Origin of the sequence: Variovorax sp. PBS-H4, from assembly GCF_901827205.1 — a bacterium.
Classification (GTDB): domain Bacteria; phylum Pseudomonadota; class Gammaproteobacteria; order Burkholderiales; family Burkholderiaceae_C; genus Variovorax.
In genome coordinates this window covers 1754106-1768921 of sequence record NZ_LR594675.1, presented here as the reverse complement: position 1 = coordinate 1768921, position 14816 = coordinate 1754106, and the positions used below count along the sequence as shown (strand labels likewise).

The window sequence follows — 14816 nt, the reverse complement described above, 5'->3', positions numbered from 1 at the left end:
TCAATCAATGTAGGCCTCAGCCTGCTTGATGATCGGTGTCCAGCGCTCGATCTCCCGTTCCAGCTGACCTTGGAGCCCTTCCGGCGTCGCACGGTCCGCAGCCACCGGAAGCGCGCCGAGCTTTGCCATGGAATCCCTGAATTCCTTGTCGACGAGGGCATGCCTGAGCGCAGCGGAGAGCTTCGCGATGATTTCCTTGGGGGTGCGCTTCGGGGCATAGATGCCATGCCAAACCGTCATCTCGAACCCATCCGTGCTTTGCTCGACGAGCGTCGGCACACTGGGCAGAGTCGGCAGCCTGGCCTTCGTGGTCGCCGCGTACGCCTTGACGAGGCCGCCTCGAATCGGCTGCGTCGTCGTGGTCACCTGGTCGCACAGCAGGTCCACCTGGCGCCCCATCAGATCGCTCATCGCCGGCGCGGCGCCCTTGTACGGTACTGACGTCATCGGGACGCCGAGTCGACTCATCAGCAACAGGCTGCACAGGTGCGAGGCCGTGCCGATGCCGGCGTTCGCAAGATTGATCTGACGGCGCTTTTCCGACAGATAGACATTCAGTTCCTTGAAGCCCGTCGGCGGCAAGTCTTTTCTTCCCACCAGCGTCATCGGAACATCGACGACTTCGCCCACATAAGCGAAATCGCGAAGCGGATTGAATCGCAGGTTCCGCGACAAGGACGGCAGCGTTGCCATGCCGATGTTGTGAATGAGGAGCGTGTAGCCGTCCGGCTCCGCACGAATCACGGCCTCGCTCCCCACGATCCCCCCGATGCTGGGGCGGTTCTCGACCACGATGGGCTGCCCCAGACTTTTCGCCATCGCAGTGCCGACCTGCCGCGCGACGACATCGGTCGGACCTCCTGCTGCGAACGGGACGATCAATGTGATCGGCTTGCTCGGATAGCTCTGAGCACCCGCGACTGCACACGCGCCGAGCAGCAGCGCGGCGAAAAATTTGCCTGACATGGTTGTCTCCTTGGATTCTGTCGCGCTGCTCATGCCCGGCAGGGCAGGCGCAGCTCTGTTACGCGCCCGGAACGAAGCTCATGAGGTGGAGGGCGGCGCCCTCCGATCGGACGCGAGCGTGGCGTCGCGCACCAGGACACCTTCCTGGTGAAGGTCGTTCACGTCCTCCGGTGAGAGGCCCAGGTACTTGCCCAGAATCGCCATGTTGTGCTCGCCGAGACGATCGGCATGCACCGCTTCGGCAGGCGGTCTTGCGGAGAAGCGGACGGGCGATCCCGGGATGTCGAACTCACCCAGGGCGCGATCCCTGACGCGGCGCACGGTTCCTCGCTCGCGCAGATGAGGATGTGCCATGGCTTCGTTGAGCGTAAGAACCGGCGCAACGGGGATGCGGTTCATCTCGAGGCGCTCGATGGCCGCGTCCCGCGACGGAAAGCGGGCCAGCCACTCCTCCAGGATCGCCTTCAATGCCGCGTTGTTGTCCCGCCGCAGCGAAGCAGACGCGAATCGGGGATCGGCCAGCAGCTGCGGCATTTCCAGGGTATCGACGAACTGTCGCCATTGGTGCGGCAGGATCGCGAGCGTGAGATAGGTACCGTCGGAGCAGACGAAGATGCCGGTGGGCCCGCCATCGGGGTGCTGGGATCCCGTGCGCTTCGGCGTGTAACCCTTGCGCAGCGCAACTCGCGGCACCGCCACTTCGTGCATGGTGAAGTAGGTGTCAAGCAGCGAAGCCTCCACGTGCTGCCCTTCGCCGGTCCGTTCGCGATGGAGCAAGGCGAAGCCGACGGCCATGGCCGCAGCGATGCCCGTCGAGGTGTCGCCGATGGCCATCGTGATCAAGGAGGGCGCACCGTTCGGGTCACCGATGAGATCCGTCACCCCCGCGTAGGCCTGGGCAATGTAGTCATAGCCGGGCTTCTGGCTCAAAGGACCGGTCTGGCCGGCCAGTGAGATCGAGCACATGACCAGCCGAGGATTGATCGCCTTGAGATCCTCGTAAGCCAGTCCTGCTCGCGCCATCACGCCGGGCGAGAAGTTCTCGACGAGCACGTCGAAACTTGCGACGAGCCGCTTGATCAGTTCCCGGCCCTTGGGGTGTTTGAAGTCCAGCGCCAGACTCGACTTGGAATGGTTGTGCTGAAAGAAGTAGGTGCTCTGCGAGTCGCCCTTGAATTCGGGATGATTCGTGCGCAAGCCCCCAACCCGGGTTCGATCTCCGGATGGCGCAAGTTCCAGCTTGACCACCTCGGCGCCTGCGTCTGCGAGGAGACGCGAACAGGTGGGACCGGCGACGATCTGGGTCAGGTCCAGAACGCGAATGCCCTCGAGCATCGGCAATGCCATGGTCTTCACTCCGCAGCCGGGCGCTTGTCGAATTGCGCGCTGCCAAACAGGTTGTCCCAACGCTCGCCGGTCGGCTTCGATGCAGTTCTGTCCACCTTCTCCGAAAGAACCGCCAGGCCCCGCTGGACGGCCGGCCTTGCTCGAACGGCGAGATACCAGCGCTTCAGGTGCGGGTAGTCCTCGATGTCCTGGCCCTGCCACCTGTAGGCACGAAGCCAGGGGTAGGTCGCCATGTCGGCAATGGAGTACTCGTCGCCTCCGAGATAAGTCGCCTCGGACAAGCGCTGGTCGATGACCCGATACAGTCGCGCCGCTTCGTTCGTGTAGCGATCCACGGCATAAGGAATGGGTTCCGGCGCGTACTTGCGAAAGTGGTGCGCCTGGCCGAGCATCGGCCCCACTCCTCCCATCTGGAACATCAACCATTGAACGACTTCGTAGCGCCGCCGCATCGGCTCGGGCAGAAAGCGCCATCCGGTCTTCTCCGCGAGATACATCATGATCGCGCCCGACTCGAACAGCGCCACGGGCTCGCCGCCGGGTCCATCGGGGTCGACGATCGCGGGAATCTTGTTGTTCGGGCTGATACGCAGAAACTCGGGCTTGAACTGGTCGCCCTTCCCGATATGCACCGGTATGACCCGGTAGGGGAGCTCGAGCTCTTCCAGCAGGATGGAGACCTTGTAGCCGTTTGGCGTGCTCCAGAAGTACAGGTCGATCATGCCGACTGCTCCGTTGCCTGCCCAGCGCGGGCTGCGAGGCGCGTGAGCTCGTCATCGACGAACTCCATGCGGTCCTTGCCCCAGAACATCTCGTTCTCGACGAAGATCATCGGAACGCCGAAGACGCCGCGCTCGATCCCGCAGTCCGTGCTGCGGGCAACCTCGGCAGCAATCTCTTCGCTCGCCGCAAGCTGTTCGAACCAGTCCGCGTCGACACCGAGCGCCGTGACAATGGGCCGCAGGCCCTCGTACTCGGCCACGGTCGCGTTGCCCTCCTGCCAATAGGCATCGAAGACCCGCTCGACGAACTGCAGCTCCAGTCCCTTGCGGCGCATGGCGAGCGAGCCACGCAGGATGCGGCTCGACTTGATCGGGAACTGTCTCGGGATCTGGAACGGCAGGTCGTACTTTGCAGCCCACCGCATCAGGTCGGTCTTGCGGGCCCGCAGCTTGGCCTTGGGCTCCTTCATCAACTCGTAGTTGTTGCTGCGAAAGACGTACCCCACGTTGTAGGGCTGCAGTACCAGCTCGGCGTTGTGCTTCTCCAGGATCGGCTTGATCAGTTTGAGTGCGAAATAGGTGTTGGTGCTGCCGGCATCCCAATACATCTCGACTTGTGGCTTGCTCATCTGCTGGCTCCGTCTCTTCGTAGCACGTTGGTCGGGGGCCAGTCTAGGTCTGGCTACTCACGACGAAAAATAGGGAATCGAGATTCCGGCATCACCCAGACAGATCGCTGGGGACTCTTTCCCGCGCTGCCCGGCGATGCGGCGGGTTGCCTGCGTGGGACACTCAAGGCATGGAACTGCGACAACTACGCTATTTCGTGCGGATCGTCGAATTGGGCAGCTTGTCACGCGCGGCTGCGGATCTGTGCATCGTGCAGCCGGCACTGAGTCAGCAGGTGGCAAGCCTCGAGTCAGAACTGAATGTGAAGCTGCTGTCCCGCTCCGTGCGGGGCGTCGCCGCGACAGACGCAGGCATGGTCCTGTACCGCCATGCGCAAAGCGTGCTGCGCTTGATGGACCGGCTCAAGACGGAAGTGACTCACGCCGGGTCCGACCCCATGGGCGTCGTGTCGATCGGAATGCCGACGAGCGTTGCGAACATGCTCGCAACGCCTTTGATCGCGGCAGCCCAGGCGCGCTACCCGGGTATCCGGCTGCAGATCATCGAAGGCCTGAGCGGGCATCTGCGCGATCTCGTCGTCAATGGCCGCGTGGAGATGTCCTTGCTTTTCGACGCGGCCGAGATGCAGGGAGCCGCCGTCCTTGCGGCCAAGCAGGTGTCCAACCTCCACGTGACGCCATTGCTCGTCGAGGAACTGTTCCTGTTGTCGGCCGGTAAAAAGAGGTCTGGAAAACCGATCTCGCTGGACGAGGCATCCACGCACCGATTTGCCCTGCCCGGGGCAGCCAACGCGACGCGACAGATCGTGAACCGCGCTTTCGACGCGGCAGGCCTGCCGCTCGTGGTGATCGCCGAACTGGATTCGCTGCCGACCATCAAGTCCGTCGTGGCCAGCGGCCTGGCCTCGTCCATCCTGTCGGCTTCCGCGCTCTCGGGGGCCACCCATCACGACGGGGTCACTGCCCACCGCATTGCCGGTGTGAAGCTGACGCGGGGTGTCTCTCTGTGCACCTACGACATCGTTGCGCTCAGCGCGGCCGCGACCTGCATTTCCGAACTCATCATTGAAGTCAGCACGTCGCTTGTGCGCGACTCGGTGTGGATCGGTGCCGAAGTCGGCGCCAGTGCTTCGACGACAAAGGTATAAGCCTCGTCTATACCCACAGCGGAATCGACTATTGGCCGCCGTCCCTGGTATTGCCTAGACTGACTCGATCGGCGAGGGCCGTATCAAGGTACAGGCATGAGCAACATACTGGACGGCATCGTCGTCCTCGATCTGACCCGCTTCTTCTCCGGACCTCAAGCCACGCTCCTGCTCGCCGGCATGGGAGCAGAGGTCATCAAGATCGATGATCCGCGAACCGGGGACCCTACTGCCTTTGCGCCCCCGTATGCCGGGCCGCAAGGCGTGTCGTTCGATCGCCAGACGGACCAGGACATGGGCCTGGCCTACCTGAAACGATCACGCGGAAAAAAATCCGTCACCTTGAACCTGAAATCCGGGCGCGGCGTGGCGCTGTTCCTGAAGATGGTTGCCAAGGCGGACGTGGTGATCGAGAACTTCAGCGCTGGCGTCGCGGACAGACTGGGCATCGGCTACACGCGACTCAGGGAGGCGAATCCGCGACTCGTCTACTGTGCACTGTCCGGGTACGGCGCGACCGGACCAGACCGGAACCTGAAAGCGTACGACCCGATGGTGCAGGCGGCGGTCGGTCTCATGAGCATCACGGGGCAGCCGGACTCCGGGCCCGTGAAGGCCGGCTCCCCGATCTCGGACGCCATCGCCGGTGTCTTTGCTGCCAACGGCATCGTCGCCGCACTGCTGCATCGGGAACGCACCGGCACCGGCCAGGCTGTCGATGTGTCGATGGTCGACTGCCTGTTCTCGCTGATCTTCGACGAACCTCTCGACTGCTATGAGCGGCTGGGGCTGAACGCTCGGCAAGGAAGCCGCATCATGCGGTTCTCGCCCTTCAATGCGTATCGAACGCTCGACGGCTGGGTCGTCATCGGTGCAGCCACGCAAGACGACTGGGCCGCACTCGTTCGCGTGATGCGACGAAACGACCTGCTTGAACATCCTGAGTTTGGCCGCCTGGCCTGGCGCCTCGCCAACAACGCCCAAGTGGACGAGATCGTCGCAGCGTGGGCTGGCCAGGAAACGACTGCGAGCGTGATCGAGCATCTGACCGATGCCAAGGTCCCCTGCAGTCCCGTGCGCAGCATCGATGACGTGATGCATTGGCGCCATCTCCATGATCGCTCGATGATCGAGCCGGTCTGGAATCCGCTTTCCGGCGGCGAAGTCGAGGCTGCTGCAGCTGGATTTCCCCTCAAGTTCAGCCGCACGCCGGGCGGGTATCGGAATCCTGCCCCCCTTCCCGGCCAGCACACGGCCGAAGTCCTGTCGCGCCTCGCCAAGGTCTCGCAGGAAGAGATGAGCGCCTTTCAGGCAGCCGGCATCGTTTGATCGCCCGGCCGGGCCGCTGCCACAGCGGCCCCATCGCCTCCCTGGCCAGGACTTGCCTGCTTCGCCGGGCAATTCAAATGCACTCCTAATTCTTTCAGCTTAATTCGAATTAGGCCAACAGGGGACGGCGCCAAAAAAAGCCGCAAACGTACCCAAAATGGTTATTAAGCCGAACTACTTCATTGCGCTAATTTTGTTGCGACATTGCCAAAAGTCGTGAATTAATTCCCATGCGGCGGCATGTTGTCCTACACAAGCACGGGCTGTCGGCTGACAATAGATCCCATCCGATATCTATTGACACAAGCGAAAGCAACACCCTGAAGGAGTTTCTCGCAGCGAATCGCAGCGATTAGGCGCAGTTAATGCAGCTTATTTAAGTACCTAAGTACTCAAAAACCGACAACAAGTCGGTTGCAGCGGCCCCAGGGCCCGCACCACGCACAGGGTTGAGCACGGACTACGTGTGCCCCATCCCTCCAGCCCTTCGTGGGCCATCGCGGGCCGTCCGCCCTCCCGGTTTTCAGCAGCTTATTGAGCAATTTCTTTGCGCGCTTCTTTCAAGCGCGGGGAATTCTTTTTTCCGAATTTTAGATCGAACAGGAGTTCAGTGTGAGCAAGATCGACCAATGCGCCCTTCTGCTTCTAGTGGCAGCAGGTGCACTCGCAGGCTGCGGAGGCGGCGGAAGCGGCTCAGGCGGCGGCTTCGCTCTGCCTCAAGGCACGGATGGGCTGACGGCTTCGCCGGTGGCGTCGACCACTGCAGGGGCCAATGAGCCGGCGCCTGCGCCCGCGCCCGCGCCCGTCGCAAGCAAGGAGGCTGCACTCAGCAAGCTCGATTCGAGTTGGGTCAAGGTCGCGGACGAAGGCCAGACCTTCCAGTTGTCCGCGTCCACGCTCGTGCAGTACGGCGCAAATTCGGGCTGGACGAGCAAGACGCTCACTGGCGCCGTGGCCTGCAACAACAACACATTCGGCCGCGACCCGCTGGAATACGTCGCGAAGGCCTGCTACGTGCAACCCGCGCCCCCTGCGGGAACCGTGCTCGCGCAGGAAGGTTCCTCGTTCACGGTGTCCGCCGCCACCCTGGTGAAGTACGGCGCCGACTCGCGCTGGATCACCAGAACGGTCAGCGGGACGGCAGCGTGCACCAACACCTTCTTCGGCGACGATCCTGCGTTCATGACGGCGAAATCATGCATCTCGGCCGGGCCCGCGACCGAGCTCGACTCGCCCACCAAATCCATCACGGCTCCGATTGCGACAGCCCCGGCCCCTGCTCCGGCTCCAGCCCCGGCCCCGGCCCCGGCCCCGGCTCCGGCCCCGGCACCGGCACCCACGCCCATCGCCGGCGATGTGGTGGACAGCTCTGGCGCGATCGTTGCCAGTGCCTACGACAACATCGCCTACAAGTTCGGCCAGGCCGAGGGCGTGGCGTACCGGTTCGGACCAGCGGCGACGCGCACCGGCGTCAACACGCTTCCGCTGCGGGGCGACGTCGGCGCGATCAATCACAGCGTGGGCAATGACATCTTTTACCAACTCGGTGCCGAGAACAACGCCGCAAGCAACCTGTACGTGAGCATCCATGGCGCGTCCATCGGCACACCCGCCACCGGCAGCTCGCTGTCCAGCTCGGTGGCGTGGTTCCAGTCGCAGGCGACCGACCGCGTGACCTTCATGCAGCGCCCGCAGCTGATGTGGCAAGACAAGCGCATGACACCCAGCTCGATCGACACCTACTACGCCGCGGGCGTGTTGTCGCCGAACGAGCCGGCAGACCTGCCCATCGTGGAAGACCGCGGCGAAAACGCGGCGGACAGCCCGTCGACGCGCCTGTCGCTGATCGCGACGCAGGGCAGCCCCACGAAGCCGGCAACGATCTTCACCGTCGGCACGTACACCGCACAGAACCGTGCCAGCGTCAAGCTGGCGCTGGGCAAGGTGCCGACCGCCATTTCCGTCACCGGCGGCGGGGAGTTCGCATTCGTCACGGTGTGGGACACGATCAACCACAAGGGCCAGGTCGCGGTCGTCTCGCTCGGCGGCTCCTGCGAGGGCTGCACGCTCAACGGCCCCAAGTACGACTGGTGGCACGACTGGATGGACATGGTGCATCCCGGCTTCTTCAACCAGGGCAACTACATCTTCATGAAGGTGCTCGGCTACGTCGATCTGCCTGCCAACATGAAGGCGCCCACGTCGATCAAGGTGACGACAGGCATGCACCCGTATGCGGCGGTCGTGTACACCAGCAGCGGCAGCTTGTCGGGCATGGCGAAGGAAGCCTCGCCGATGTCCGGCAACCGGGGCAAGCTGCTGCCGGGCGGCGATTACTACGAGAGATACGCCAAGGGCGGCATCGCAGTGGTCGCGTCGAAGTCGGAGAAGACTGTTGCCTTCGTCGATCTCGGCCCGTTGTTCAAGTACACGAACGAGATGTACCTCGGCAGCGCCGCCAGCAACCTGGAAACGCAGAACGTCGGCCTGGCCGCCAACCAGTGGCCCTACCTGCTGGCGGATCGTCCGCAGGCGGCACCGGCGGTCATCAAGACGATCACGCTGGCCGACAAGCCCACCAGTGTCCTCACGACCTCGACCTACAACTACTGGAGCAAGGACGACCGCCGTCGCATGGCGCCGCCGAACGACATGTACTGGGAGGCGAACCCGCACTACGCACGCGCCTGGGTCGCCACCGAAAACGGCAAGGTGTACATGTACTCGCTGGGCGGGTATGTGCAGGGCGCCAAGCCCGTGGCCGGCACGCCTGCCGAGGTCGCCCAAGTCGGCGTCATGACGGGGCTGGGCAGCAACATCACGCACCTGGCCGCGGCCAAGGACTACCCGGGCCAGGCCGACCCCATCAACACGATGCTGATCTTCACCGATCGCGCCAATCGCAAGTGGGGCTGGGTGAAGTTCGCCGCCGACGGCAACAGCGGCACCGTCATGCGCACGATGGAGGACTCGCGCGTGGACCCGGTCATGGTGACGATGTCCGACAACTACTCCACGCAAGGCAACATCGTGAGCGTGGCGAACTACAGCGGCCAGAGCATCGACAACTACCGCTTCGGCGACCTGATCTACCCGGACAACAACTTCTGTTCCGCGCCGGGTGTGTGCCCGACGATGACGTCCAACGGCGAGTACGCCGGCAAGCTGGCACTGCCCTTCAAGCCGTTCGCTGTGCACTCTTCGAACGTGCCGTGATGCGCTGAGCTCAGTGCGGGACCAGGCCCCGGCTTCGGCCGGGGCTTTTTCTTTGGGCCAGGCGCGATCATCATCCGCCGCCCTGTCCGGTTCGTGCTTCCACCGCGCGAGCGGCCCGCGCTTTTGGAGTAGCCTCTCTCCTCATCAGAACAAAGGAGACTTTCATGGCCGCCCCCCTGTCCCCGGCAGAAGAAGCACTGCGCGATGCCGCCCGCGAATACCACCGTTCCCCCGTCAAGGGCAAGATCTCGATTTCCCCGACCAAGCCGCTGCTGAACCAGCGCGACCTGTCGCTGGCCTACTCCCCTGGCGTGGCCTATCCCTGCCTCGACATCGAGGCCGATCCGTCCAAGGCCGCCGAGTACACCTCGCGCGGCAACCTGGTGGGGGTGGTCACCAACGGCACTGCGGTGCTCGGCCTGGGCAACATCGGCCCGCTGGCCGCCAAGCCGGTGATGGAAGGCAAGGGGTGCCTGTTCAAGAAGTTCGCCGGCATCGACGTGTTCGACATCGAGCTGGCCGAATCCGACCCCGACAAGCTGGTCGAGATCATCGCCGCGCTGGAGCCAACGCTGGGCGGCATCAACCTCGAGGACATCAAGGCGCCCGAGTGCTTCTACATCGAGCGCAAGCTGCGCGAGCGCATGAACATTCCGGTGTTCCATGACGACCAGCACGGCACCGCCATCATCTCGGCCGCGGCGCTGATCAACGGGCTGGAACTGGTCGGCAAGAAGATCGACGAAGTGAAGATTGCCGTCTCCGGCGCCGGCGCCGCCGCCATCGCCTGCCTGGACGTGATGGTCGGCATGGGCGCCAAACCGGCCAACATCTTCGCGGTCGACTCCAAGGGCCTCATCTACATCGGCCGCCCGGGAGGCTTCGACGACTCGAAGTCGCGCTATGCCCAGGCGGACACCGGCGCGCGCACGCTGGCCGACGTGATGAAGAAGGCGGACGTGTTCCTCGGCTGTTCGGCGCCAGGGGTGGTCTCGCAGGACATGGTCAAGAGCATGGCCGACAAGCCCATCATCCTGGCGCTGGCCAACCCGGAACCCGAGATCCGGCCCGAGCTGGCCAAGGAAGTGCGGCCCGACTGCATCATCGCCACCGGCCGCTCGGACTACCCGAACCAGGTCAACAACGTCTTGTGCTTCCCCTATATCTTCCGCGGGGCACTGGACTGCGGCGCGAGCAAGATCACCGAGGAGATGAAGCTCGCCTGCGTGCGCGAGATCGCCGAGCTGACCAAGGCGGACATCAGCGAAGAAGTAGCCACTGCCTACCAGGGGCAGGAGCTGGCCTTCGGTCCGGACTACATCATCCCCAAGCCCTTCGACTCGCGCCTGATCCTGCGCATCGCGCCCGCGGTCGCCAAGGCGGCCCAGGACTCGGGCGTCGCCACGCGGCCGATCGACGACCTGGACGCTTACCGCCAGAACCTGGCGCGCTTCGTCTACCAGACCGGCATGTTCATGCGACCGGTGTTCAGCGCCGCCAAGCTGGCGAACGCCAAGCGCGTAGCCTATTGCGAAGGCGAGGACGACCGCGTGCTGCGTGCCGCCCAGTTGGCGGTGGACGAAGGCCTGGCCAAGCCGATCCTCATCGGCCGCCCGGCCGTGATCGAGACCCGCCTCAAGAAGGCCGGCCTGCGCATCCGCCTCGGCACGGATGTCGACGTGGTCGACCCCGAGGACGACCCGCGCTTTCGCACCTACTGGGAGGCCTACCAGAAGGTCATGGGCCGCCGCGGCATCACGCCCGAGGCAGCGAAGGCGATGGTGCGGCGCTCCAACACGACCATCGGCTCGCTGATGGTCCACCTGGGCGATGCCGACGCGATGCTCTGCGGCCTGGTCGGGCGCTTCGACAGCCACTTGAAGATCCTCAACCAGGTGCTCGGCCTCAAGCGCGGCGCGCCGGGCTTCGCCACGCTCAATGCGATCATGTTGGAGAAATACACCCTCTTCATTGCCGACACCAACGTGCACGAGGACCCGGACGCCCAGACCCTGGCCGAGATCGCGCTGATGGCAGCCGAGGAGGTGCGCCGCTTCGGGCTGCCGCCCAAGGTGGCCTTTCTTTCGCATTCCAACTTCGGCTCTTCCGAGCGCAGTTCGGCACGCAAGATGCGCGCGGCGCGCGACCTGTTCGCCAAGATGGCGCCCGACGTCGAATGCGACGGAGAGATGCACGGCGATGCCGCGCTGTCGGAGACCGTGCGCCGCAACGCCCTGCCCGAGACCACGCTCAGCGGCTCGGCCAACCTGCTGATCTGCCCCAACCTCGACGCCGCGAACATCCTTTTCAACGTGCTCAAGATGACCGGCGGCAACGGCGTGACCGTCGGACCCATTCTCATGGGCGCGAGCGGCTCGGCGCACGTCCTGACGCCTTCGGCGACCGTGCGCCGCGTGCTCAACATGACGGCCCTGGCCGTGGCCAACGCAAGCGCCACGAAGTAAGCCACGCACCAGAATAAGCGCCCTGCCGCGGTGCACGCGGAAGGGCGTTCTTCACTGGGCAGTGCGCGGCGCATGCACCTCCCTGGTTCAGCCGGAAGGGTTCGCACCAAGTGCGTGACGGCATCGAATTTGCTTGAATGCCGGCACTCATCTTCCACGGGTCCTGCATGAACAAGCGCCAACTCCTCCACTCCTTTCTTGCCGCCTCGGCACTCAGCTTCGGCCTGGCCGCCGCCCACGCGCAGCCGCTCACGCCCATCAAGTTCCAGCTCGACTGGCGCTTCGAGGGTCCGGCCGCACTGTTCCTGCATCCGGCCGCCAAGGGCTACTTCAAGGACGCGGGGCTCGACGTCGCCATCGACGCGGGCAACGGATCCGGCGGTACGGTCACGCGTGTCGCGTCGGGCGCCTACGAGATGGGCTTCGCCGACCTCGCGGCACTGATGGAGTTCCACGCCAACAACCCCGACAGTCCCAACAAGCCCGTCGCGGTGATGATGGTCTACAACAACACGCCGGCCTCGGTCATGACGATGAAGAAGAGCGGCATCACCAAGCCGGCAGACCTGGCGGGCAAGAAGCTGGGCGCCCCGGTCTTCGACGCCGGCCGTCGCGCCTTTCCGATCTTCGCCAAGGCCAACAACATCGGCGCGGTCAATTGGACCGCGATGGACCCGACACTGCGCGAGACCATGCTGATCCGCGGCGACATCGACGCGATCACCGGCTTCACCTTCACCTCGCTGCTCAACCTGGAGGCGCGCGGCGCCAAGGCAGCCGACATCGTGGTGCTGCCCTACCCCGACTACGGCGTGAAGCTCTACGGCAACGTGATCATTGCCTCGCCCAAGCTGATCAAGGAGAACCCGGCTGCCGTCAAGGCTTTCCTCTCGGCCTTCGCCAAGGGCGCGAAGGAGGTGATCGCCAATCCGGCCGTGGCCATCGAGTCGGTCAAGAAGCGCGACGGCATCATCGACAGTGCGCTGGAAACGCGTCGCCTCAAGCTGGCCATCGACACCGTGATCAACAGCCCCGACGCACGCGCCGAAGGCTTCGGCGTGGTCAATGCGGGCCGGCTTTCGCTCATGGCCTCGCAGGTCTCGGACGCCTTCAACACCAAGACCCGCGTGAGCCCGGACGCGGTATGGACGGCCGCACTGCTCCCGCCGCCGGCCGAGCTCAACAACATCCTGAAGAAGTGATGGCGGTCGCGGAGACCTTGCCCTTCGTCGACTTCCAGGACGTCTGGCTCGCCTACAACGAGGCGCTGCTGCAAGCCAACCACTTCGCGGTCGAAGCCATCGACCTGCAAGTAAAGCGCGGGGAGTTCATCGCCATCGTCGGGCCCTCGGGCTGCGGCAAGTCCACCTTCATGAAGCTCACGACAGGGCTGAAGATGCCCTCGATGGGCAAGATCCGCATCGACGGCGAGCCGGTGACCGGCCCGGTGAAGATCTCGGGCATGGCCTTCCAGGCGCCTTCGCTGCTGCCATGGCGCACGACGGTGGGGAACGTGCTGCTCCCGCTGGAGATCGTCGAGCCCTACCGCTCGAGCTTCAAGGCGAAGCGCAAGGCCTACGAAGAGCGCGCCCGGCGGCTGCTCCAGAAAGTGGGCCTGGGCGGCTACGAGGACAAGTTCCCTTGGCAGCTTTCGGGTGGCATGCAGCAGCGCGCGAGCATCTGCCGCGCGCTGATCCACGAACCCAAGATGCTGCTGCTCGACGAGCCCTTCGGGGCGCTCGACGCCTTCACGCGAGAGGAGCTGTGGTGCATCCTGCGCGACCTCTGGACCGAGCAGCGCTTCAACGTGATCCTGGTCACGCATGACCTGCGCGAATCGGTGTTTCTGGCAGACACGGTGTACGTGATGAGCAAGAGCCCGGGCCGTTTCGTGGTCAGGCGCGAGATCGAGCTGCCGCGTCCGCGCGAGCTCGAGCTCACCTATACCAAGGAATTCACCGACATCGTGCTGGAGCTACGCGGGCATATCGGCGCCATCCGCGGCGCGGGGGTGGCGGCATGAGGCGCACGGCCGCTCCGAAGGCGAACAGCACCGCAGCCGAAGGCGAAGGCACTCCATGAACAGCAAGCAACTCGAACGCTGGTCGCCCTGGCTGCTGCTGGTGGCGGTGATCGTCCTGTGGCAGATCATCTGCGCCGGCTTCGGGGTTTCGGAGTTCATCTTTCCGAGCCCCTGGCGCATCTGGACGCAGTTCTGGGAATTCAAGTCGATCATCGCGGGCCACGCCTGGCGTACCTTCTGGGTCACGATGGCGGGTTTCGGATTGGCGATCGTGGTGGGCGTGCTGCTGGGCTTCGTAGTCGGCAGCTCGCGGCTGGCCTATGCCGCGATGTACCCGCTGATGACCGCCTTCAACGCGCTGCCCAAGGCGGCGTTCGTGCCCATCCTCGTGGTGTGGTTCGGCATCGGCGTCGGGCCGGCGATCCTCACCGCCTTCCTGATCAGCTTCTTTCCGATCATGGTCAACATCGCGACCGGCCTGGCGACGCTCGAACCCGAGCTGGAGGACGTGCTGCGCGTGCTGGGCGCCAAGCGCTGGGACGTGCTGGTGAAGATCGGCCTGCCGCGCTCCATGCCCTACTTCTTCGCCTCGCTCAAGGTCGCGATCACGCTGGCCTTCGTCGGCACCACGGTGAGCGAGATGACCGCGGCCAACGAGGGCATCGGCTACCTGCTGATCTCGGCTGGCTCGGCCATGCAGATGGGGCTGGCTTTTGCCGGACTGGTGGTAGTGGGCGCGATGGCGATGCTGATGTACGAGCTCTTCAGCGTGGTCGAGAAGCACACCACCGGCTGGGCGCACCGCGGCTCCCAGAATGAATAGGCGGCAGTCCATCGGTGGCCTGCGCCAGTGTGGCATGCGCCACGCGTAAAGCGGAAAAGTTCATCTTGCGGTGCAGGCCGCAACGCGGTAGAACGAAATCGATAGTACGGCTGAAAACCTCCCGCGCAGAGCGCGGAGAGGCCCTGTT

The 14816-nt window shown here is 64.3% G+C and carries 11 protein-coding genes; 7 read left to right on the top strand and 4 right to left on the bottom strand.

The window, feature by feature from the left end:
* The 4 genes from E5CHR_RS08410 to E5CHR_RS08395 all read right to left on the bottom strand — a co-directional run bounded on the left by E5CHR_RS08410 (position 1) and on the right by E5CHR_RS08395 (position 3664).
* Positions 1–966: a tripartite tricarboxylate transporter substrate-binding protein gene (locus E5CHR_RS08410; RefSeq protein ID WP_162579261.1), complete on the bottom strand. Its 966-nt coding sequence runs from the start codon at positions 964–966 to the stop codon at positions 1–3.
* Between the two features lie 78 nt (positions 967–1044).
* Positions 1045–2313: a CaiB/BaiF CoA transferase family protein gene (locus E5CHR_RS08405; protein ID WP_162579260.1), complete on the bottom strand. Its 1269-nt coding sequence runs from the start codon at positions 2311–2313 to the stop codon at positions 1045–1047.
* A gap of 5 nt (positions 2314–2318) precedes the next feature.
* Positions 2319–3035: a glutathione binding-like protein gene (locus tag E5CHR_RS08400; RefSeq protein WP_162579259.1), complete on the bottom strand. Its 717-nt coding sequence runs from the start codon at positions 3033–3035 to the stop codon at positions 2319–2321.
* On the bottom strand, positions 3032–3664 hold the full coding sequence (locus tag E5CHR_RS08395; protein WP_162579258.1) for a 2-hydroxychromene-2-carboxylate isomerase: 633 nt from the start codon (positions 3662–3664) through the stop codon (positions 3032–3034). Before E5CHR_RS08395 ends, E5CHR_RS08400 begins: the two co-directional genes overlap by 4 nt.
* 170 nt (positions 3665–3834) lie before the next feature.
* Between E5CHR_RS08395 and E5CHR_RS08390 the strand changes: the two genes are divergently transcribed.
* The 7 genes from E5CHR_RS08390 (at position 3835) to E5CHR_RS08360 (ending at position 14668) form a co-directional block, all read left to right on the top strand.
* The gene (locus E5CHR_RS08390) at positions 3835–4812 is read left to right on the top strand and encodes a LysR substrate-binding domain-containing protein (protein ID WP_162579257.1); all 978 of its coding nucleotides are present in this window, start codon (positions 3835–3837) and stop codon (positions 4810–4812) included.
* Between the two features lie 96 nt (positions 4813–4908).
* Entirely contained in the window at positions 4909–6141 is a 1233-nt protein-coding gene (locus E5CHR_RS08385) for a CaiB/BaiF CoA transferase family protein (protein ID WP_162579256.1), read from the top strand.
* Between the two features lie 612 nt (positions 6142–6753).
* Positions 6754–9357, top strand: coding sequence for a hypothetical protein (locus E5CHR_RS31675; protein WP_162577771.1), 2604 nt, complete (start codon positions 6754–6756; stop codon positions 9355–9357).
* Between the two features lie 164 nt (positions 9358–9521).
* Positions 9522–11822: an NADP-dependent malic enzyme gene (locus E5CHR_RS08375; RefSeq protein WP_162579255.1), complete on the top strand. Its 2301-nt coding sequence runs from the start codon at positions 9522–9524 to the stop codon at positions 11820–11822.
* Between the two features lie 167 nt (positions 11823–11989).
* Complete coding sequence (locus E5CHR_RS08370) at positions 11990–13024, top strand: ABC transporter substrate-binding protein (protein ID WP_162579254.1); 1035 nt, start codon at positions 11990–11992, stop codon at positions 13022–13024.
* On the top strand, positions 13024–13845 hold the full coding sequence (locus E5CHR_RS08365) for an ABC transporter ATP-binding protein (RefSeq protein ID WP_162579253.1): 822 nt from the start codon (positions 13024–13026) through the stop codon (positions 13843–13845). The genes E5CHR_RS08370 and E5CHR_RS08365 overlap by 1 nt, the downstream gene beginning before the upstream one ends.
* A 55-nt stretch (positions 13846–13900) precedes the next feature.
* Positions 13901–14668, top strand: coding sequence for an ABC transporter permease (locus E5CHR_RS08360; protein WP_162579252.1), 768 nt, complete (start codon positions 13901–13903; stop codon positions 14666–14668).
* The last annotated feature ends 148 nt before the right edge of the window (positions 14669–14816 follow it).